The organism is Pandoraea bronchicola (assembly GCF_902459805.1).
In the GTDB taxonomy this organism is placed as follows: Bacteria; Pseudomonadota; Gammaproteobacteria; order Burkholderiales; family Burkholderiaceae; genus Pandoraea; species Pandoraea bronchicola.
In genome coordinates, this window is sequence record NZ_CABPST010000002.1 from 212,786 (window position 1) to 235,019 (window position 22,234).

Below are 22,234 nucleotides of genomic sequence, written 5' to 3' on the forward strand. Positions count from 1 at the left end.
GACTCCAACGTCTGGTATCGAGATAAACTCAGGCAGCATTCGGCGCTTCGACTTCGCCGTCGCGCGAAAACTGAACCGGGCTCGATACGTGGAGCTTGAACAGTTCCATATCGGTACGGCAGCCGAGCTTGCTCATCGCCATACGCTTCTGATTGTTGATTGTCTTGGCGGAACGCTTGAGCGCGTCAGCAATCTGCGACACGTTCAGGCCGTCAAGATACATGCGCAGTACTTCCATTTCCTTGGGAGACAACGGCCGGCGCGCGGTCGGCTTGCGGCGCATCTGCTCTTCGAGAATCTGCTCGGCTCGCCCGCCACGATAGCTCATGCCGCGTCGGCAGCGCTCCACGCATACCGTGATTTCGCGCAGGTCGTCAGACTTGGTCATGACACCCAGCACGCCGCAACTGTCGAGCGCGTGGATAATGGCCGGCTGTTCGATCGACGTGAACACGATGATCTTCACATCCGGATATTTGCGGCGCACGCGGTTGATCATCACCAGGCCATCGCCAAAAGTGCCACCGGGCATGCAATAGTCGGTGATCAGCACGTCGACCGAATTCGTCTCCAATGCCTTGAAGAGTTCCGTCGAGTTGGTGACGGGGGGCAACACATGAAAGCCCGGATCCGGCGAGAGCATCTCACGCAGCGTGGAAGCGATGATCGGATGATCATCCGCGATCAGAATTTTTACCATCATTTTGCAGAATCCTTTTAAAAGAAGTCAGCCGTGGGCGCGCGCGATCCTTCGCCGTGTCTACGCGTCATGGCTTCCCAAAAGAGGAATGTGCGTCGAGTCGACACACACGTTGGTCACGACATCGTGACCTCGTTTGTTACTGTGCGACCTTTGCGGGACATGACAGTCCGGCGGCATCGCCATCTCCATCACACGCGCTCCGGGGCCGATCCACCGGCCTCAATCGTTACCCGGCGACCTGGGCCGCCCTTGGGTTATCTACCGTCGTCCACGCAGAACAGGTCTTGTGCCCGGTGAGTCGTGAGTTGCCCTCGCCGATGACCGGCTTGACGCAGTAACGGATGCGCACGCCGCGCAACCCCGCCGACGGCATCATTTCGCGCGCTCGTCCGACAACACGAATGCGTGTCGGTCCGGCCGCCGCTTCCCACAGATGCACCGAATCGGTCTCAGGCCAATCCGCCATCCATCGATACGTCCCTCTCACGACACTGCCGACTTGCGGCGTGCCGCTCATCGCGACAGCCGCCGCCACCGGTCGCATACGGGCTTCGACTTCGCGCGGTGTTGTCACCGTTCGCGCAGCCTCCGACAGCGACGCACCCGTACTTTCCGATTCGTACGTCGCAGCGGGCACAGCAGCCGTCGACGCCTGATATTCGCTGCACCCCGTAAGCAAGGCGATTGCAACGGCACCGCTCAGGTTGGCCAACGTGACAATGGCACGCCGGCCCGTGACTTGCCTGAAGCCCGGGCAACGGGAGAAAGGAGACGGGAGAGAATCAACGTGTGTCGTGGTCATCGATGCAAAGCCAATCGCCTCGCCGCGTGACACATCGACGTTACGCGTCGTTTTGCGACCAGCAGGAATATAGGATAAATCTACAAAATCCAGCCGTTTTGCGTCTGCTTATAGGAAATATCCTAGACCAAATTAGGCGGATTACTAGACGAAACTCACGCGGCACCCGCAAGATGCGGTGGTTCTATGCGGGAACAACTCGAATCACGTACCGCTCGCGCATATGCCACGTTCAAATGGACAAACAGATGACCAAAAGATTCATTCCACGCGTCGCGCACATGTCAACCACGCCGGGGACACGGCAAGGTGCGTAAATTCATGGGAGACAGAGCGTCACTCGAATGACGTGGCAAATCTCTGAAGCATCGCGCGGGTGCCGCAGGATGGCACTTCGCTGCCGCGGGACGTCAGGCGCTTAAGGCTTTTACCACCATGCCGAGCGCGACAGCGGCCATCAGCATCGAGAAAATTTGCTGCAGCTTCGATGCGGCAAGTCGCGGTGCGAGCGCACGTCCGAGCAGCATGCCGGCAATGGCGCCAGCGACAAACATCCACCCCTGAGCGCCCGGGTGCATGCCGTGCCACCATGCGTTGGCAACAGTCCCCGCCGAAATCAGGGCGATGACGAAAAGCGAGGTGGCCACGACACCGTGCACCGTGATATCGGTGAAGCGCCGCAACGCGGGGACGATGACGAATCCGCCGCCCACCCCCAGCAGTCCCGACGCGAAACCCGATACCGCACCGATGGTGCCAAGCGTGCCGGCGACTCGCCACGTCCAGTGCAGTCTCCCGGTCGCTGGATCCAGACGACACGGCGGCAGCGGCGGACAGTTAGCCGATGCCCCGTTTCCCGGCACCTTACCGGCGCCACCGGCAGTCCTGCGCGAAGCGCGATACATACGCGCCGCCACGATCAGCATGGCGATAGCGAAGAGTCCGACGAGCCAGCGCTCCGGCAATCGTTGCGCCATCCAGGTGCCGAGCGGCGCCACACACACACCGATGCCGGCCATGAGCATCGCGGCACGATAGCGCACGAGCCCGGCGCGCAATCCCTGTGCACTGCCGACAGCAGCGCTTGCGCCCACCGCGAGCAAGGCAACTGGCCCCGCCTGCGGCACCCCCCACCCAAGCCCGAAAACCAGCGCGGGAACGGCGAATATGCCGCCGCCCGCGCCGGTCAATCCCAACACGAGACCGACCGCAGCGCCCAGCAAGGCAGCCAACGGCGAAGCACTCGAGAGTTCGGGGAGCATGAACGGAATCCGGCAGAACGTGATTTGTCATTCAAATCACTATTAGTCATATGCTTATGACGCTGGATTATATAGAAATTGCCAACAGCAGAGAAGCCCCACCCGGCGGGGCTATGGGGCGCAACGGCGAACCCAGGTGAGCGACACGGGCGCAACGACGCCAGCAACGCGGGTGTAACCGTTGCCGGAGGCACGCAACAAAGGACGACGACGCCGGAACAGCGTCGCCGTGCGCAGGAATATCAGGAAATGAAAGGCGTTACCGACTTTTGGGCGATGCTGTGGCCTGAACCGCCGGCGCGCCGCTGGCATCGAGTTCCGCGAGAATATCGCCCGTATGCGCCCCGGGTGCTGGCGGGTCGACATGCGTGACCGGGCTTTGCCCGTTAAGCCGAACGGGGGAGACGATCGTGTGCGTCGTCTGCCCGCTGGGAAGCACCATCGGACGCACCCACCCCATATGCGCTACCTGCGGATCGGCAAGCACACGGGAATACGTGCTGATCGCCGTGCAGGGCACGCCGACGGCGACTAGCCGGGCGAGCCACACGCTGCGGTCCTCGAGCACGAACACCGTTTCAAGCACGTCACGCAACGCGGCTTGATGGCGCGCCCGCTCGCGAGCGTTGGTGAATCGCGGGTCATCAAGCAGATCGACGCGATGCACCAGCGCACAGATGGCCTGCCAATGGGCCTGCCCGTCCAGATCCATGCCGAAATAGCCGTCTCTGGCACGGAACGTCGGCCACGGTGCGGCCGGACCGCCAAAGCGCGCCGCGTCGTCGTCCCCTGCGAGCGGCGACGCTTTGCCGTGCCCCGCGACCTCCGCCTGCCCTGGCCGGTGGCGTCCGCTCCCGTCGAGGCGGCCGCCTGCGCCGGAAATCCTGGCTGCCGCGTCATCGGTTACCAGCCCTGCGGCAGGCACCAGACCGGCGCGGTGCGCGGCCTCCGCCCCTTCGTCCCCGGCGCGCAACGCGGCGATGGCGAGCGTTGTGCCAAGCATCGGCACGTCGATATGCACACCGCGCCCTTGCTGCTTGGCCGCGACGAGTGCGGCAGATACGGAAAACGCCGCGTAAAGTCCGGCGGCCAGATCGGCCACCGGCAAGTCGCGCGGCGGTTCGAGGCCGCTCGGCGCAGCGCCCAGCATGCCTCGCAGCGCTTCAAGTGCCGGCACACCGGGTTGCGCCGCCGAGCGCGGCCCGTCCTGACCGAACGCAGAGATCGATACGTAGACCAGATGCGGCTGCACGGCCGCGAGCGCGTCGTAACCCAACCCTGCGCGCGCGAGCACGCCCGGCGGCAGACACTCGATGACGACGTCCGCACCACGCACTAAGTTGTGAGCCAGGCTTCGGCCTTCGAGCGTGAGCAAATCGAGGGCAACCGAGCGCTTGTTACGCCGCAGGCCTAGCTGCGCCGGCTCTGACGATTCGGTCTGGCTATCGTTGGTGATATCGTCGACTGGGTCGTCGACCAGAATGACGTCCGCGCCCATGTCGGCCAGAAGCAAGCCGCAGTAGGCACCCGCCGCGCCATGACAGAACTCGATGACACGGATCCCCGAGAGTGGTGCGTTCAATATCTGACCCCTATTTGCCTGGCATTTGTTGTAATTCTTCAACCCTTGGCAACCGTCTGGCGCGGCGTTGAGGCATTCTAGAGCAATTGCTCGACGCCGGTCACTGCGGAAAATAGCGGGTCGACGCCCTCGTTGCCACTGGGCAACAGGACTGGCCAAAGTGCGCGCCAGTACACGCTTCTGACATAGAAACCGTACGAGCTTCAGGGCGGCGCAACGCCCTCGCCGTCATAGCCAGCCGGCCTTGCGGAATTTTAAGAACAGCACCAGGTCGATGACCATCATCACGACAATGCACATCGGGTAGCCGTACTGGAATTTCAGCTCGGGGATATCGGCGAAGTTCATGCCGTAGATCCCGGCGATCATCGTGGGCACCGCAAAGAGTGCTGCAAACGACCCCAGGCGCTTGGTCGTCTCGTTCTCCGAAAGCGAGATCATGCCCAGGTTGACCGACAGCGCCGTTGTGACCATTTCGCGCAGCAAATCGATGTTCTTTGTAATGCGCTGAAGATGGTCGAAAACGTCACGGAAGTACTCCTGCATGCCACCGCATAGCTTGGGCGCCATCGCCCCGAACAACTTGCTGACGGCCTCCATCAGCGGCACACATGCGTGTTGCAGCGTGATGAGCCGGCGCTTGAGCTGATACAGATCTTCGATGATCGCCCGCCCCTTCGCAGGTTCGTTTGGCGTGAAGATTTGCTCTTCGATCGCTTCGAGTTCGGCTTCCAGGTCGTTGATCACCGGGAAGTAGCTATCGACGATGGCATCCATCAGCGCATAGAGCACGAAGATCGAGCCCTGACGCAACAATACCGGTTCCTTTTCCGCGCGTGCCCGCACTGCGCCAAGCCCTTGCGTGGCGTTCGAGCGCACCGACAACACGTAGTTGTGTCCGACGAAGATCGCCACTTCACCAATCGAGAAATCGCCTTCGGCGTCCTGATTCATGACGTGCAGCACCGCGAAGAGCGAATCGCCGTACTGCTCGATTTTTGGACGCTGGTGACCGTGCTGCGCGTCTTCGACCGCAAGGTCGTGCAGGCCAAACTCATGCTGCATGAGCGAGAGCTCTCCCGGGCCGGGGTCCTTGAGCGCGACCCAGACGAAGCAATGGGGGCGCTCGAGATAGTCCGAGATTTCGTCGGGGTTCAGGTCGGCAATCTTGCGGCCATCCTCATAGGCCACGCAATTCACTAGCATTCGTCTTCCTGTTCGAGGCGGCCACCCTGCCCCGGCGCGAGCACCAGGGACTTCGGACGTGGCGGCCGCGACCGTCACCCCCTGCGTGTCTCCTGCGCCTGCGCCGTCGGTTGCAGCGACAGCCGGATATGAAAAATGCCCGCCTCCATTTCCTTGTCTTCGACAAATCCGAGATGACGAGCGAGTGTCAGCATACGCGTATTTGCCGTAAGCACATAGCCGATGAGTTCCCCGGTGCCGCGCTTGCGGCTGTAGTCGATGATCCGCTCCATGAGCGCCCGCCCGAGGCCACGTCCCTGCGCCGCCGGGCTGACCGTTACCGAAAACTCGGCCACCGTGTTGTCGGGATCAGCCAGCGCCTGCACCACGCCCAGCAAGCGCGTATTACCCGCTTCGTCCTTTTCCGTGGCAACGAACGTCATGGCGCGGTCGTAGTCGATCTGCGTGACGCGCGCCATCTGCGAATGCGACAGTTCCTTGATCAGTCCGAAGTATCGGAACTGCACGTCCTGCGGCGTGAGCGTGTGGAAAAACGCCTTGTAGGCAGGCTCGTCCTCGGGCCGGATCGGACGCACGCGCACCGGCTTGCCGCCGGCGTCGACCGTGCTCTCGAGTTCCTGCGGATAGGGACGAATCGCCAGGCGTCCATGCCCCGGCAAGGCGGGCGCGCGCGCCACGATGCGGGCGTCGAGCGCGAGCACACCGTGCGCGTCGGCGAACAACGGGTTGATGTCGAGTTCGGCGATCTCGGGCACGTCGCACACGAGCTGCGAGAGTTTGACGAGCGTGAGGTAGATCGCCTCGTGATCGGCGGGAGGGCGGTTGCGATAGCCCGCGAGCAGCTTCGATACGCGCGCGCGCGCCACCATGTCGCGCGCGAGGTTCAGGTTCAGTGGTGGCAGGCCGATCGTGCGATCGGCGATCACCTCGACGGCCGTCCCGCCCTGACCGAACAACAACACAGGCCCGAACACGCTATCCGTCGCCACGCCGACGATCAATTCGAACGCTTCGGCGCCATTGGCCATGCGCTGCACCGAATAGCCCGTCACACGCGCATCCGGCTTCGCCGCCAGCGCACGTTTGCGAATCTGGCAAGCCGCCTCGCGCGCCTGCTCGGCCGTCTCGATATTGAGCACCACACCGCCCACATCCGACTTGTGCGTGATTTCCGGTGAAATCAGTTTGACGGCAACCGGGAAGCCAATGCCTTGTGCCAACTCGGCCGCCTGCTCCGGCGTTTCGGCGACGAGCGTCTCCACGACCGGAATGCCATATGCCGCCAGCACACCCTTCGCCTCTGGCTCCGAGAGCAAGGCCCGCCCCTCGCGCATTGCACCGTCGACGATGGCGCGCACACGCGCCACGTCAGGCGCAAAGCCGGGCGGAATCGACGGGGGCGTTTCCATCAGCAGCGACTGATTGCGGCGGTAGTTGACGGCTTCGAGAAACGCCCGCGCGGCATTCTCCGGCGTGTCGTATGTCGGTAATCCGGCCTCTCGGCAGATACGACGTGCACGCTCGGCCGCCTCCCCGCCCAGCCAGCAGGTAAAGACGTTCTTCGACGGCTTGGGCAACGCGGCAAGGGCATTTGCCACGTCAAGACTCGGCATGACGGCGGTGGGGGCCTGAATGAACAGCACGGCTGCGGTCTCGGGGTCTTCGCACAGCGCCGCAAGCGTGGCCGTATAGCGAGCGAGATCGGCATCCCCGCCGATGTCCACCGGGTTGACCCTGCCGAGGGTCTTCGGCAGCGCAGCGTCGAGGGCTTCACGCGTCTTGTCGCTCAGATGGGCGAGCTTGCCGCCAGCGAGCACCAGCGCGTCGGTCGCCATCACCCCGGCACCGCCGCCGTTGGTCATGATCGACAGCTTGTCGCCGTAGAACGGGCGCAGCCGCGCGAGCGTCTCGACAGCGGCGAACAGCTCGTCGGTCGTATCGACCCGCAACATGCCGGCCCGACGGATCGCCGCGTCGTAGACATCGTCCGATCCCGCCAAAGCCCCCGTGTGAGAGGCTGCCGCCTGAGCGCCTTCCGGCACTCGCCCCGACTTGATGACGACCACGGGCTTGTTGCGCGCCGCCGAGCGTGCGGCGGACATGAATTTGCGCGCGTCGCGAATCGATTCCATGTACATCAGAATGGCGTCGGTGCCGGGATCGCTCGCGAGATAGTCGAGCATATCGCCGAAGTCCACATCCGCGCTGTCGCCCAGCGAGACGAAGTGCGAGAAGCCGATTTCGCGGGCCTCGGCCCAGTCGAGCACGGCCGTCGTGAGCGCGCCCGATTGCGACACGAACGCCAGCTTGCCCGCTCGCGCGCCCATATGCGCGAAGCTCGCGTTAAGCCCAATGCCAGGACTCAGCAGTCCGATGCAATTCGGGCCGAGAATGCGCAGCAAGTATGGCTTTGCATTCTTGAGCATGCGCTCCTGCAACGTCACGCCCTGACGATCGCGCTCGCGGGCAAGCCCCGAGGTGAGCACCACCACGGCGCGCGTACCACGCTCGCCGAGGTCTCGAATGAGATCGGGCACCGTCGCGGGCGGCGTGCAGATCACGGCAAGATCGGGGGCTTGCGGCAGTTCCGCGACGTCGCGATAGCACCTTCGATTCGCGAGCGTCGCGTACTTCGGATTGACCGGGTAGATATCCCCCTTGAAGCCCCCGTCGATGACGTTTTGCAGCACGGTCGTCCCCACGCGCCGCTCGCGATTGGACGCGCCGATCACGGCGACCGATTTCGGCTGGAACATCTGACTCAGATTACGGGTGGTCATGGCGACTCCGGGGGATCGGGAGGAAAGCATGCAAACGCGCGCACCGGACATGGCCGGCGCGCGCGTTCATTGTCACTAGGCGGGCAGTCGTTCTGGCGGCAAGGCGAGCGGGCACCCGGACGGGTGCCCCGGCGACATCGCAATCAATCGCCCCGCAGGTGGGCCTCGACCTTCCACAGATGGGCGTCAACGCTTCGCGAGATTTCCGTGAAGAGATCCGATGTCGTGGCGTCGAGGTTTTCCGCCGACTCGGTGATCAGGCCTCGAATGATCTCGCCATAAGCCGCAAGCGCCTGGGCCAGCTCGGCCGCGTGATCGAGGCCTCGCTTGAACTCGCTCTTGTACGGCGGCAGCTCGGTCTTTTTCGCGACGGTCTGAACGCGGCCATCGGCCACGCCGCCCAGCGCCACAATACGTTCCGCACACAGATCGGACCATTCGACGGCCGCGTCGTAGACCTCGTCGAACAAGAGGTGCAATGCGATGAAGTTCGGGCCATGCACGTTCCAGTGTGCCTGCTTGGCCTGACGCTGAACGTCGATGCCGTTGAACAGTCCGCGATTGAGCTGGTTAACCGACCCGATGCGAATCTTTTCACCGAGGGTGTTACGCGTGTGATTCAGAGCCATTTGACACTCCTGACGTCTGGCAGCCCGCAGGCTGCCGGGGAAAGCCGTCGGCAGCGAGCGTGACACACCGCCCGCGCGGACGAAGGGAAACGTGCAAGACTCGGCACTCCGGCAAGACTACGATCGCAGATGCCCCGAACTCGCCTGCGGCACGCCATGCGCGACGCCCCGCAACTTGAAACCGGCCATTACGAGCAATACGCCCCAGATGATGGCCCACGACCCGATGGCCCAGATGAGCGCAAGCGCACCCGCGCCCGGTTGCCACATGATGAAGATGGCAAACAGAATGCTGAACGCACCGGAGAGAATGATCCACAGTTCGCCCTTGACCTCGCGACGCAACGCGATTCCGGCGGCCACCTGCAACACGCCGGTGACAAAACTCCAGGCCACGATATAGATAAGCAACGCAACGGCGGTCAACGCCGGGTTGAGATAGGTCAGGACGCCGATAACAATGCCCGCAATGCCTTGCAGCAGCGGCAGCCACCAGTCAGCGTGCTCCTTGCGAGCACTCCACGCGCCGCCGAGCGAGAAGATTCCGTCGACGAATGAAAACGCGCCGAAACACAGCACCAGCACCGCAATCGTCACGCCGGGCAACGCAAACGCCGCGACGCCGAAAATCACGGCCAGCACACCGCGCAACACAAGCAACCACCAGTATTTCGACAGAAGTCTGAGCATGGCATCCCTCTCGTGAAATATCGCAGGTAGCGAACACGCGCAACGACCGTCCTATCACACGTATGGCGTGAATAGCGCCCGGTGCGCGTCAAGAAGTCATTCTAGAGACTGCATTGTTGCGAGATCAAGTGAAATATGTGCGATTGCTTGTGCCATTGGCGCGCGCTTTGATCGAAATCATGCCTCTCCGCGATTCTCGCCCCCGTTTTCATCCGAATCCGCGGCAGTTTGCCCACCCGGCCCCGTAGCACTTCCCCACAGGCATGATGCGTCGTCTGATGCTGCGCGCCTCAACCACAACGCCATGCGCACTGCGTCGCCGAAAAACATGCGCTTTGCGCGTATGCCTGAGACACCCAACGTGCGGTATCCCGTCAAATCAATAGGACAATTCTGAAAGTCCTTCGCGCACACCCATTTCCGACAAATGCCTTCATAAACTACGTAAAAAGCGTCTTCTAATGGCGCGAGTATCGCCGTCACTTACGTAGCTCGAACGTCACATCAACGTAACTTCAAGTAGGACTCCAAAGGAGAATGACGATGAACCGATCGCTGCTGTGTCTGGCTTTTTCCGGAATTGTCTGCCTGCTCGGCCAGAGCTCGCCTGCAAACGCCGCCGTCTACACCAATGGATCGGCGACGGCGCAAATGCGAGTGCAGTTGACGATCCTTCCCGGTTGCACAATTGCCGCCACGCCGATGACGTTCAATGCGGTTCAGGGGTCGGCGACCGGCCCGGTCGCGAGCACGTCGTCGCTTGCCGTGATTTGCACGGCATCGACGGGTTACAACATCGGCCTGAATGCCGGCACGGTACCCAGCTCCACGGAGACCAATCGCCTGCTCGCCGGCACGCTCACCGGCAATACCACTACGATTCCGTTCGGTCTCTATCAGGACTCCGGCTACGCCACGCCGTGGGGCAACACCCAGGGCACGAATACCCTGAGCGATTTGGGCACGGGGGTGGTGAAAACGTACACCGTCTACGGACAGGCCACACTGTCGGCCACGATGCCTGCGCCTGACGTCTATTCGTCGACCGTCACGGCAACCGTGTACTTTTGAGACGTGGAATCGATCATGAACGCTTCGAGACCTGTCGTTCGCCGACCCACGGCCTACGCCTGCGGCGGCGCGTTCGTCGCCCTGCTCACGCTCTGCGTGACCGACGGTAACGGTGCGACGCTGCAAGTCTCGCCGGTCATCGTCAATATCCTGCCCACGCAGCCTGCCACTACGATCACACTGGGCAACTCCGGCGATTTGCCGATTCACGGCCAGTTGCGGCTGTACGCGTGGACTCAGCGCAATGGCGACAACATCTTGACGCCGACCGAGGCACTCATCGCCAGCCCGCCGATCGTGCGCATTGAGCCCGGTGAACGACAGATCGTCCGCCTCGTGCATGTGGCGCGCAAGCCCGAGCGCAACGAGCAAAGCTATCGGCTGCTGGTCGACGAACTGCCATCCGCCCAGGCCACCGCCGCCGAAGGCGTTTCGATCCGGCTGCGGTACTCGCTGCCGGTCTTCGTGCAGGCGAGCGACGCACAGGCACCGTCGTTGCACTTCGATGTGCGCATGGCGCAAGGCGAGGTGGAGGTAAGAAACGATGGCGAGCGGCATGCGCAGCTCGGCGCGACACGTGTGCTGGACGCTTCAGGCCGCAGCGTCCAACTGACGCGCGGCTTGCTTGGCTATGTCCTCGCCGGGCAAACCCGTCGCTTCCCGGTACGCTGGCCCGCCGGCGCCCCGCCCATCGCCCCCTTCACGGTGGAGTCGCGCATCGACGCGGTACCGATGCGCTTTGCCGCAGATCCGGCGTCGGATGGCGAGCGCTAGCCGTGTCCGCGTACGCCGCGCCCCCGCCGTCGCTCCCTCCCGCCGCCCCCGATCCATTGCCCTGCCGCAGTGGGCGAAGGCTGCGTCGGATGCCGCAGCCACGGTGGTCGCCACCACGATGACACTCGGCATCACCACGTTCGGCACCACGGGCGACGTGCACGCTGCGCCTCCCGCAGTCGTGACGGGCGACGGCCGCCGCAAGACGCCAGACATCTCAGGCACGACGTCATTCGACGACATCGCGCTCACTGCCTCGGCCGCGGCCCCCTCCCCGCGCGCCGGCAACGTCTCCCGGCTTGACGGGCGCTATGTGCTCGAAGTGATCGTGAACGGCGAGCCGACGGGCCAACTTGCGCCCGCCGTCCGTCGTCAGGGGCGGTGGTTCGTGCGCGCCGGCGATCTGCGCGCCATCGGGTTGACCTCAGACCGCCTGCCAACGACCGACGGCACCGAAATCGCACTCGATTCGCTCGACGGCGTGCGTTCGACGTATGACGCCGCCCGTCAGACGCTCGCACTGCAAGTGAGCGACGCGTGGCTCGCACCGTACCGGCTCGGCAGTCCGGCGCCGGTCGTCGTGAGCGCGACATCCGGCACAGGGGTACTCATCAACTACGACGGGTACGTGCAGCGTGACCGGTTCACGCGCGCCTCTGTCTGGAGCGAAGTCCGAGGCTTCTGGTCAGGCGGAACGGTGCGCCAGACGGGGATCGTCGAGCATTCTCCGTGGCGGCGCGGCTATCGTCGCTACGACACCTGGTGGCAACACGACGATCCGGCCCGTTTGACTAGCTGGACGGCGGGCGATCTCATCACTGGCTCCCTCTCCTGGACGCGCTCCCTGCGCATCGCCGGTCTGCAATGGCGGCGCAATTTCAGCCTGCGCCCGGATCTGGTCACGTTCCCGATTCCGGCGTTGCGTGGCAGCGCCGTTGTTCCGTCGTCGGTCGATCTGTACCTCGACGGTGTACGGCGCATGGGCGGCCGCGTGCCGCCGGGGCCATTCGTGATTCAGGAGGCGCCGGGGCTCACCGGCGACTTGCAGGCGAGCGTTGTGACGCGCGACGCGCTCGGGCGCGAGCAGATCACCACGGTGCCGCTCTATATCGACCCTCGGCTGCTCGCGCGCGGCCTGTCGAGCTTCTCCGTGGAAGCGGGCCTGCCGCGCGACGATTACGGCGTGCGCTCGTTTTCCTATCGACGTCGCCCTGTCGCCTCGCTGGCGGCGCGCTGCGGCGCGACCGACAGCGTGACGGTCGAAGCCCAGGCGCAAGCCGGACAGCGTCTCGCCCTGGGCGGTGCGGGCGCGTTGATGACGCTCGGAAGCGCGGGCGTCGTCAGCGCGTCAGCCGCTGTGTCTGGCGGCCGGGGCACGGGCAGTCAGTGGAGCGCCGGCTATCAATATCTGTCGCGACGCCTCAGTATCGATGCACAGGTGATTCGGACTACAGGACATTATCGGGACATCGCATCGCTCGACGATGTGCCTGCGCCCCGCGCCAGCGACCGCGTGAGTGTTTCCGTGCCGTTCGCACGCGCCAGCACCGCTTCGCTCTCCTGGTTCGCACAGCGCGTGCCGCGCCAGCCGGCAACCCGCGTGCTATCGGCCAGCCTGTCACTGCCTGCAGGCACACGCGGCATGCTCTCCGTCGGCGGCTTTCGCGACTTCGCCCGCCGCCGCGCCCATGGGGTGTTCGCGATGCTCAGTGTCTTGCTGGGCGGCAGCGCGCTGGGGAGCACGTCGTTCAATCAGCAAGATGGTCAAACGCAAGCGTGGGTGGGGGCCAGCCGCCCCCCGGATTACGGCGGCGGCTGGGGTTGGCAAGTCCTCGGCGGACACGCGTTCTCGCAACGCACCGTGCAGGGCGAGTTGCAATATCTCGGACGGCACGGCCAGTTCTCCGCCCTCGCGCAACAGGTGGGACACCAGACAGCCGCATCGCTCGGCATGACCGGTGCACTGGTTGTCATGGACAAGGGCGTGCATGCCACGCGGCGCACTTACGACGCTTTCGCCCTTGTGAGTACCGATGGTCAGCCCGACATACCGGTACTGCGCGAATCGGTGCCCATCGGGCACACGGATTCGCGCGGATACTTCCTCGTGCCGGATCTGAATGGCTTCGAAGCAGCGCGCATCGACATCGATCCCATGCATCTGAGCGCCGATCTGGAAGTCGTGACGACCGAGCGACGCATCGCGCCTCAAGCGGGCAGCGGCGTGCTCGTGCGCTTTCCGGTGCGGCGCTACCGCGCGGCGCTCGTCACGCTGGTGAATGCGTCAGGCCAACCGTTGCGCCCGGGTACCTCGGTGCGGCATGTGCAAAGCGGTGCCATCACGGTGGTCGGCTACGACGGCGAAGTCTTTATCGATGCGCTCGAGCCGCGCAACACCCTTGAATCACGCGATGGACGGCAGCGGTGCCGGGTCTCGTTCGACTGGACCATGCCACCCGAGGGCCAGATGGCTCGCGTGGGGCCGCTGGAGTGCATAGTCTTCGGAACCCTCGCCGAAGAGCGCCCCGCCCCATCCCCGCCGGCCGAGCCCTCTTCCCCCCCACCTTCGGTGCAGGAGGATCACTCATGACATGTGCGACGTGGACGTCGCGGCTCTGGCAACGTTGCGCAGCCGCTGCCGGACTCATACTTCTGAGTGCCGGTGCGCAGGCCCAAACCTGTTCGCTTGGCACGCCATCGCTCGCCTTCGCCGCGTTCAGTCCGATCTCTGGCGCCGCCCTTTCGGCGACCGGCACGATCCCCGTCTCATGCACATGGCCTCTACTCGGTGGCAACCCCAACGTCCAACTTTGTCTCTCGCTGAACGCGCGTCAGCCGCTCACGCTCACCAACGCAAGCAACGCCATCAACTTCGGACTCTTCACAGACCCAGCGTTCTCCAACACATGGGGGAGCGCCACGAGCAACGTCATCGCCCTGACGATGGCTCGCCCGATCCTTGGCGGCACGCTGACGCAGAACGTCAGTATTTACGGACGCATTGCCGCAGCGCAGACGACCATACCGACGTCCGGCAGCAGCAACACCGTCTATACGCGAGCCTTCGCCTCGGGAGATATGAGTCTGCAATACGCGTCCTACGCGGCGTTGTCACCAGCCCCCGCCTGCGGAAGCGCCATGACAGCGGTGCCGGGCACACCATTCAGCGCGAACGTCACGGTCATCAACAACTGCACCATCGCTGCCACGAACATCACTTTCGCGACGCAATCGGCGCTCGCCAACCCTGTCACCGGCGCCGGTCAGCTCATGGTGCAATGCACGAATAACGACGCGTATCGCGTCAGCCTGTCCGGCGGGTTACTGGGCACCGTCACGTCGCGCAGCATGAGCGGCCTGACAGGCGCCAGTGTCGGCTATCAGCTCTATCTGGACAGCGGGTACGCCACGATCTGGGGCGATGGCACCTCGGGTACGTCGCAACTGGCCGGTATAGGCACCGGGCTCGTGCAATTCATCCCGATCTACGCGCGCGTGCCGTCGCAATCGACGCCAGCCCCTGGCGTCTACACGGACACGGTGACAGCGACGATTCAGTTCTGACGGCGTTGGGCCGCAGGGGCGCGCCGGCTTATACCGCTTCGGCGCGCGGCGGTTTGAGGGGCAGCACCTGAATGCGGTCGCCTTGTCTGACGCCAAGCGCCTGCGCCGCGAGGGGGCTGAGGGTGAACGCACGTCGCTCAGGGCGTCCCGTGACCAGCGTGGCCCGAAAGCCGTCCAGTGCGAGACAGGCGACGAGATACGGTTCGGTGTGCGGCACCGCCTGTGCCGGACCGCCATCTTCTGCGGAACTCGATGCGACGTTCACGCTGAGATAACGGCTGTCGCGGGCGGCGCGCAAGTCCGCGACACGGGCTTCGAGCACGGGGCCGCTGTCGAAAATGTCGACATGTGCGCCGCAGCGCAAGCCCTCCTGCTCCAGCAAACGCCGCGCCGGGAGCGTGTCGCGATGCGTCACGCCGATGGCGGCTTGCGCCTGCGGGGAGAGAAAGTCCACGTAGATCGGGTACTTCGGCATCAACTCGGCGACGAACGACTTCTTGCCGATCGACGTGAGATAGTCCGCCTGATCGAAATCGATCTTGAAGAAATGCTGGCCTAGCGACTGCCAGAACGGGCTCCGCCCCTCGTCGTCGAAATAACCGCGCAACTCGGCGCATACCTGCGGACCGAAACGTTCGGGGAACTGCGCCATGAACAGGAAGCGCGCCTTCGACAGTAACGCCCCGTTGCCGGACCCGCGCCACGCCGGATCGAGCAGCAATGAGCAGAGTTCGCTGTAGCCAGTCAGGTCGTTCGAGAGCGAGAGCGTCAACATCCGCGACCAGACATTCAGCTCGCGGCTCGCATGCACGATCGTATCCTTGCGATACGTGTAGAACGGCTGCTCCAGCCCGACGGCGGCTTCCAGTCCGCACACGCCCGCAATCTCGCCGGTCCGAACGTCTTCCATCACGAACAGGTAGCCCTGCTCGCCCGTGGGCGCGTGCCCCTCCACGGTGGCCGCAACACGCGCCAGACGCGCCTCGAGCGCCGCCTGATCTGGCTTGAACGACGTCATGCCCGGGCCAGCCAGCGCCGCGAGCTTCAGCAACGCGGCAAGATCGCCCGGACGCGCCAGACGAACCACTCGCAGCGACGTCGCCGCGTCATCGCCTGGGAAGTCCGTCAATGCGACCGGCGTCGCCGGCGCTGCCACGTGAGGGGGAATCGCCATTTTCGTTTGACGGGTCATGGGCACATCCGGCGAAGTGGGTGAAACAAGGGCCGGAGCGACGTCATCCGCCGGTCCGGCCCGAAGTTCTGCGCGCTGCGGCTCAGATCGTAGTGAGGCGAGATGCCGTCAGGCTGCCTTCGCCGTCGCGGCAACCGTCGCCACCGCCTTTTCCAGCGACGCGAGGCCGGCGTCGATGTCGGCAAACGGGATGTTCAACGACGGCGCAAAACGCACCACGTCGCCCCCGGCCACCAGCAGCATCAGACCATGCTTTTCGGCTTCCACCACGATGTCCTTCGCGCGGCCTGCGAACTCAGGCTTGAGCACCGCACCGATCAGCAGGCCCATGCCGCGCACCCGCTCGAACACGCCGTGACGCGCATTGATCGCTTCGATACCCTTGACGAAATAATCATGGCGCGCCTTCACACCGTTCAGTGTCTCGGCGGTGTTGATCAGCTCGAGCACGCGTCCGGCGATCGCCGTGGCGAGCGGGTTGCCGCCGTACGTGCAGCCATGCGTGCCCGGCGAGAAGCTCGCCGCGATCTTGCTCGTGGTGAGCATGCCGCCAATCGGATAGCCGTTGCCCAACGCCTTGGCGGTGGTCAGGATGTCCGGCGTCACACCGTATTGCTCGTACGCGTAGAGCGTGCCGGTGCGGCCAACCCCCGTCTGCACTTCGTCGAAAATCAGCAGCGCGCCATGCTTGTCGCACAGCGTGCGCAGACCCCGCAGGAACGCCGGATCGGCAGGCAACACACCGCCCTCACCTTGCACCGGCTCGACGATGACGGCCGCCGTGGCGTCGGAAATCGTTGCCTCGACGGTCTTCAGATCGTTGTACGGCAGATGCATGATGCCGGCCGGAATCGGGCCGAAGCCTTCGGTGTACTTCGCCTGACCACCCACACTGACGGTGAACAGCGAGCGGCCATGGAACGAGTTGTAGAACGAAATGATCTCGCTCTTTTCCTTGCCGCCGCGCTCGGCGGCGTGATCGTAGGCGTAGCGGCGCGCCAGCTTGAGCGCGGCTTCGTTGGCTTCGAGGCCCGAATTGCAGAAGAACGCCTTGTCGGCAAACGTCGCCTCGGTGAGTGCCTTGGCCAGACGCAGCACCGGCTCGTTGGTGTAGCCGTTGCCGATGTGCCAGACCTTGCGCGCCTGCGCTTCGATGACCTTTACCAGTTCCGGATTGGCATGGCCGAGCGCGTTGACCGCGATCCCGCCGGTGAAATCGACATACTCGCGCCCCTCCTGGTCCCACATGCGCGAGCCTTCGCCGCGCACGGGCACCATCTGGGCGGGAGCGTAATTGGGCACCATCACGTCGTCGAACGTCTGGCGGGTCACAGCGATTGGCTGGCTCATGACTACCTCGAGAAATCGGAGTGCAATCTTCGATTGCGGGGCAGGCCCGGACAACGGTCACTGCCCTGTGAAAAAACCTGGCTGGGGCTCAGGGTGCCTGCGACGCGCCGCTGACGAACCAGCCTGCGAACGGCACTCGGCGCGCGTACCCCCGCATTGTAATCAGATGCGACGCGCGGATATACCTCTGCGCGCGTCGCAATCGTGAGAATTACAGGACTTTGCGCAAGAATTCGCGCGTGCGCTCGTGCTTGGGGGCCGAGAAGATCTGTTCCGGCTTGCCTTCTTCCATGATCACACCCTGATCGATGAAGAAGACGCGGTCGGAGACTTCGCGTGCAAAGCCCATCTCGTGCGTCACGACGACCATCGTCATGCCTTCATCGGCCAGCGACTTCATGACTTCGAGCACTTCCCCCACGAGTTCCGGATCGAGCGCCGAGGTCGGCTCATCGAAGAGCATGACCTTGGGCTGCATGGCAAGGGCTCGTGCGATGGCCACACGCTGTTGCTGACCGCCGGAGAGCTGGTTCGGGAACGCGTCGATCTTGTCGATCAGGCCGACCTTGCGCAGCAGTTGCTCGGCAATGGTCACGGCCTCGCTACGCTTGATGCCGTTCACCTGCATCGGCGCGAGAATCAGGTTCTCGAGCACCGACATATGGGGGAACAGGTTAAAGCGCTGAAACACCATGCCCACGCTCGCGCGCATGGCATTCATGTCCGTCTTGGGATCTTCCACGTGAAAGCCGTTGACGAGCACTTCACCGCCGCTCACGTCTTCCAGACCATTCAGGCAGCGCAGGAACGTGCTCTTGCCCGAGCCCGACGGCCCGATCACACAAACGACTTCGCTTTCTTCGATGCGGCACGAAATGCCGCGCAGCACGTGCGCCTCGCCGTACTGCTTCTGCAGGTTATTGACGACGATCACCTTTGCCGTACCTCGTTTCCAGATGTTGAACAAATGCCGACAGCACCAGCGTGATCACCCAGTAGATGAGCGAAATCGTCAGATACGGCTCCCAGTAGCGGGCATACGCACCGGACACGGTGCGGGCAGCGTAGGCCAGCTCCGCCAGACCGATGGCCGACGCCAGCGACGAGTCTTTCACGATCGCGATGGCATTGTTGCCCAGCGGCGGCAGCATGCGGCGGAACGCTTGCGGCAGCACGACGCGGCGCAGCGTCTGCATGTAGGTCATGCCCAGCGAGCGGGCGGCTTCGGCCTGACCACGATCGATCGACTGAATGCCCGCGCGGAAAATTTCGGAAACGTACGCCCCGGCGTTCAGCGAGATCGCCAGCACCGCCGACATGAACGCGCCGTATTGCGAACGGATTTCGCGCGCCAGGTCGCCGCTCACGAACCAACCACCCGACGGGTTGATCAACAACGGCATCAGCGCGAAGTGGATCAGCAGGATCTGTACGAACAGCGGCGTGCCGCGGAAGAAGCTGACGTAGAAGCGTACCGGGTATTGCACCGCGTAGCGCAGGAAATACTTGTAGAAGCCGTGGCGCGCCTCGGCCAGACGGCCGACGCCAAGCACGAGCCCAAGTAACGTGCCGGCGATCACACAGATCACCGTGCACTTGAGCGTCATCAGCGTACCCTCGACGAACAGGGGCATGTATTCGCTGATGATGTTCCACTGGAACCCACCCATGAAGCACCTTTCTCACAAAATGAAACGAACCGGCTGCCCGGCAGAAAAACGCTCGCGGCCCGGGGGTTGACGTCGGTCATCGACGATCAGCTCACGGGCCGCGAGTGGCCAGATGTCTGGCGCGCGTGGCGCGAATCTTACACGCGTTGCTTACTGTTGCGGCAGCGTCGGCACGTCGGCATCGAACCACTGCTTGTAGATCTTGGCGTAGGTGCCGTCAGCCACGATCTTCTTCAGGCCGGTGTTGATCTTGTCGAGCGCCACCTTGTTGCCCTTCTTCACGGCAATGCCGAAGTACTGGCGCTTGAATTTGTTGTCGTAGACCAGCTTGAACGGCTTTTCCGGGTGGCTCTTGATGTAGAACTTGATCACGCCGACATCGCCCACGGCAGCGTCCACACCACCGCGATACAGCTCTTCGAGCATCAGCGGCGTGTTATCGAAGCGGCGGATCGCCGTGCTCGCCTTGCCCAGTTCGTCCGAGACGGCGATGTCGCCCGTGCTCGAATTGACCACGCCCACTTGCAGCTTCTTCAGATCGGCCAGACCGGCAACCTTGGCGCCCGGCGAGGTGATGATGACCTGATCGGCCGGAAAGTACGGGGCCGAGAAGTCGACCATCTCACGACGCTTGTCGGTAATGGTGATGCCGGAAATGATGATGTCGCGATCGCCCTGATCCAGCGTGGCGAAGATGCCTTCCCACGGCGTGCTGACCAGCTTCACGTTGAATCCGCCTGCCTTGCCGATCGCCTTGATCACGTCGATATCGAAACCGACCAGTTCCTTTTGCGGCGTTTCGAACTCGAACGGACGATACGTGCCGCCGGCACCCACGGTGTAGGTGGGATCGGCGGCCTGCGCGGCCGGCACCGCAGCGAATGTCGTCAGAAAACAGGCGGCAGCCAGCACGAGGCGCTTCGTCAACATGTTGATTTCCTTGGCGAGAATTCTTGAAAGAGCGCAATGATACTCCTCGACGCCTCCGAAACGAAAAAAACCCGCCGAAGCGGGGGCTGTCGTTGCGATCTCGCGACGTGCCGCGCAATTCTCATGCGGCGATAATGCAAGCCGGACGCGGGCAATGCCAGTTCCCGCCCTTGTCCGGCCCGGTTGGCGACACCTCAGAACGCGCCTGCCGCGATGGGCCCGGCGGCCTGCCCGGGACCAAAGACCACGTCGCGATAGGTTTTGCCGGCGGGAATCATCGGATAGACGTCGTCTTCACGGGCGACGAGAACATCCAGCAGATACGGCTCGCTCGGGTCTTCGAGCATGCGGGCGAGCGCGGCGGGCAATTCCTCGGGGCGAGTGACGCGCGCGCCTGCCACACCGTAACCGGCGGCAATGGTGACGAAGTCCGGATACGGCCGACCGTCGTCGGCGCCCTCGGGCACGTTCGGGTCGACCAGCGACGACGCTACGCGATTGCGCGCGTAGATCATGTCCTGCCATTGCCGGACCATGCCCAGCCACTGGTTGTTGATAACCAGCACCTTGACGCCCAACCCGTACCGGCGGCACGTCGACAGTTCGTTCACAGACATATTGAGGCTGCCGTCGCCGTCGATGTCGACCACCGGCGCGTCAGGCAGTGCCACCTTGGCGCCAATGGCCGCAGGCAGGCCGAAGCCCATCGTGCCGAATCCCGCGCTGGACAGGAAAGTGCGCGGCTGGCGAAGCCGCAGGTGTTGCATCGCCCACATCTGATGTTGTCCAACGCCGGTGGTCACGACAGCCTCCGGGGGCAGCAGCGCCGCCAGCGCCGTGATGACGTCGACGCCCGTCAGCCCCCCCGCTTCGCCAACGGCGACCGGCTGGGGTGCGCGCAGCGGATGCGTCTCGCGGCGCTCGCGCAGGTAGGCATGCCAGTCCGGCACGTCGCGGCGCTTCGCGTGGGTTAGCAGACCGGCGAACGCGTCACGCAGATCCGCATGCACGCCGAGCGTTACGGGCTTGTTCTTGCCGATTTCGGCGGCGTCGACATCGACATGGACGATCTTCGCGTGCCGGGCAAACGACGACGGATCGCCGATCACCCGGTCGTCAAAGCGCACGCCAAGCGCCAGCACGAGGTCGGCTTCGTTGACCGCAACGTTGGCCACATACGCCCCGTGCATGCCGAGTGGCCCGAGCAGCAGCCGATGGTCGTCCGGCATCGCGCCGAGACCCATCATCGTGAGCGCCACCGGGCAGTCGAGCGCTTCGGCCAGCGCCACAAGCCGCGCGCCGGTGCCCGAGGCAACCACACCGCCCCCGGCGTAGATCACCGGGCGCTCGCTTTTCGCCAGCAATGCCGCGATACGCTGGGCGGTTTCGTCGCTCATCCCGGCCGGCACCGGCGCCGTGAAACGTTTGTCCGTCGGCTGATCGGGGCGTGCTTGCTGAATGTCTTTCGGGAAATCGAGCAGAACCGGACCGGGCCGGCCCGCGAGCGCGCAGGCGGCCGCCTCTCGAACCGCTGCGGGAATGTCGCGCGGCTCGCGCACTTGCCGGGCGAGCTTCGTCACGGGCTTGGTGATGGCGACGATGTCGACTTCCTGAAACGCGTTCTTGCCGAGCCAATGCGTTGCAACGTTACCGGTGATGGCGAGCACCGGCACGGAATCGCTTGCGGCATCGGCAATGCCCGTGACCAGATTTGTCGCGCCGGGGCCAGACGTCGCCAGACAGACACCGAGCTTGCCAGTGGCACGCGCATAACCTTGCGCACCGAAAACCGAGCCCTGCTCATGCTCGGTTCGTACCAGCGTGATGGCCACGCGCGAGAGCGCGTCGAGCATCTCGAGATTGGCTCCGCCCGGATAGCAGAACACCGTGTCGACGCCAATTTCGACCAGCGTGCGCGCAATGAGGTCTGCGCCTTTGGCAGACAGTGGGGCAACAGGCTGGGCGACGGCACCTGTCGCGGTCTCGGTAGCAGGCAAAGTCAGGTCGAGTTTCATGGGTACGTAATTTC

The 22,234-nt window shown here is 63.9% G+C and carries 18 protein-coding genes; 4 read left to right on the plus strand and 14 right to left on the minus strand.

The window, feature by feature from the left end:
* Positions 1-28: 28 nt before the first annotated feature.
* From PBR20603_RS05125 to PBR20603_RS05160, 8 genes are all read right to left on the minus strand, one after another.
* Positions 29-703, minus strand: a complete 675-nt coding sequence (locus PBR20603_RS05125; protein WP_150558480.1) for a response regulator — start codon at positions 701-703, stop codon at positions 29-31.
* A 226-nt stretch (positions 704-929) separates the two neighbouring features.
* On the minus strand, positions 930-1,505 hold the full coding sequence (locus PBR20603_RS05130) for a hypothetical protein (protein ID WP_150558481.1): 576 nt from the start codon (positions 1,503-1,505) through the stop codon (positions 930-932).
* Between the two features lie 410 nt (positions 1,506-1,915).
* Positions 1,916-2,767, minus strand: a complete 852-nt coding sequence (locus PBR20603_RS05135; RefSeq protein WP_174977785.1) for a sulfite exporter TauE/SafE family protein — start codon at positions 2,765-2,767, stop codon at positions 1,916-1,918.
* A gap of 259 nt (positions 2,768-3,026) precedes the next feature.
* Positions 3,027-4,349, minus strand: coding sequence for a CaiB/BaiF CoA transferase family protein (locus tag PBR20603_RS05140; RefSeq protein WP_150558482.1), 1,323 nt, complete (start codon positions 4,347-4,349; stop codon positions 3,027-3,029).
* 228 nt (positions 4,350-4,577) lie between these two features.
* Positions 4,578-5,555 carry a magnesium/cobalt transporter CorA gene (gene corA / locus PBR20603_RS05145; RefSeq protein ID WP_150558483.1) on the minus strand — a complete coding sequence of 326 codons (978 nt, stop codon included), beginning with the start codon at positions 5,553-5,555 and terminating at the stop codon, positions 4,578-4,580.
* A 74-nt stretch (positions 5,556-5,629) separates the two neighbouring features.
* Positions 5,630-8,335, minus strand: coding sequence for a bifunctional acetate--CoA ligase family protein/GNAT family N-acetyltransferase (locus PBR20603_RS05150; protein WP_150558484.1), 2,706 nt, complete (start codon positions 8,333-8,335; stop codon positions 5,630-5,632).
* Positions 8,336-8,478: 143 nt separating this feature from the next.
* Complete coding sequence (dps, locus tag PBR20603_RS05155; RefSeq protein ID WP_150558485.1) at positions 8,479-8,964, minus strand: DNA starvation/stationary phase protection protein Dps; 486 nt, start codon at positions 8,962-8,964, stop codon at positions 8,479-8,481.
* Between the two features lie 117 nt (positions 8,965-9,081).
* Complete coding sequence (locus PBR20603_RS05160; RefSeq protein ID WP_150558486.1) at positions 9,082-9,654, minus strand: HdeD family acid-resistance protein; 573 nt, start codon at positions 9,652-9,654, stop codon at positions 9,082-9,084.
* A gap of 543 nt (positions 9,655-10,197) precedes the next feature.
* On the opposite strand from PBR20603_RS05160, the gene PBR20603_RS05165 reads away from it, so the two are divergent.
* Genes PBR20603_RS05165 through PBR20603_RS05180 form a run of 4 tightly spaced genes read left to right on the plus strand, consistent with a single transcriptional unit; the run spans position 10,198 to position 15,063 of the window.
* The gene (locus PBR20603_RS05165) at positions 10,198-10,725 is read left to right on the plus strand and encodes a Csu type fimbrial protein (protein ID WP_150558487.1); all 528 of its coding nucleotides are present in this window, start codon (positions 10,198-10,200) and stop codon (positions 10,723-10,725) included.
* A gap of 15 nt (positions 10,726-10,740) precedes the next feature.
* Positions 10,741-11,499: a fimbrial biogenesis chaperone gene (locus PBR20603_RS05170; RefSeq protein ID WP_150558488.1), complete on the plus strand. Its 759-nt coding sequence runs from the start codon at positions 10,741-10,743 to the stop codon at positions 11,497-11,499.
* Positions 11,486-14,089, plus strand: a complete 2,604-nt coding sequence (locus PBR20603_RS05175; protein WP_174977786.1) for a fimbria/pilus outer membrane usher protein — start codon at positions 11,486-11,488, stop codon at positions 14,087-14,089. The genes PBR20603_RS05170 and PBR20603_RS05175 overlap by 14 nt, the downstream gene beginning before the upstream one ends.
* A complete protein-coding gene (locus tag PBR20603_RS05180; RefSeq protein ID WP_150558490.1) occupies positions 14,086-15,063 on the plus strand; it encodes a Csu type fimbrial protein in 978 nt (325 codons plus the stop codon). Before PBR20603_RS05175 ends, PBR20603_RS05180 begins: the two co-directional genes overlap by 4 nt.
* Positions 15,064-15,091: 28 nt before the next feature.
* Here the strand turns inward: PBR20603_RS05180 and astA are convergent, their stop codons facing one another.
* The 6 genes from astA to ilvB all read right to left on the minus strand — a co-directional run bounded on the left by astA (position 15,092) and on the right by ilvB (position 22,220).
* Entirely contained in the window at positions 15,092-16,156 is a 1,065-nt protein-coding gene (gene astA / locus PBR20603_RS05185) for an arginine N-succinyltransferase (RefSeq protein WP_174977824.1), read from the minus strand.
* Positions 16,157-16,363: 207 nt separating this feature from the next.
* Positions 16,364-17,605, minus strand: coding sequence for an aspartate aminotransferase family protein (locus PBR20603_RS05190; RefSeq protein ID WP_150558492.1), 1,242 nt, complete (start codon positions 17,603-17,605; stop codon positions 16,364-16,366).
* A 211-nt stretch (positions 17,606-17,816) separates the two neighbouring features.
* Complete coding sequence (locus tag PBR20603_RS05195; RefSeq protein ID WP_150558493.1) at positions 17,817-18,539, minus strand: amino acid ABC transporter ATP-binding protein; 723 nt, start codon at positions 18,537-18,539, stop codon at positions 17,817-17,819.
* On the minus strand, positions 18,523-19,275 hold the full coding sequence (locus PBR20603_RS05200; RefSeq protein WP_150558494.1) for an amino acid ABC transporter permease: 753 nt from the start codon (positions 19,273-19,275) through the stop codon (positions 18,523-18,525). Before PBR20603_RS05200 ends, PBR20603_RS05195 begins: the two co-directional genes overlap by 17 nt.
* Positions 19,276-19,425: 150 nt before the next feature.
* Positions 19,426-20,205: a basic amino acid ABC transporter substrate-binding protein gene (locus tag PBR20603_RS05205; protein WP_217425942.1), complete on the minus strand. Its 780-nt coding sequence runs from the start codon at positions 20,203-20,205 to the stop codon at positions 19,426-19,428.
* A 194-nt stretch (positions 20,206-20,399) separates the two neighbouring features.
* Entirely contained in the window at positions 20,400-22,220 is a 1,821-nt protein-coding gene (gene ilvB / locus PBR20603_RS05210; RefSeq protein WP_150558495.1) for a biosynthetic-type acetolactate synthase large subunit, read from the minus strand.
* Between the last annotated feature and the right edge of the window lie 14 nt (positions 22,221-22,234).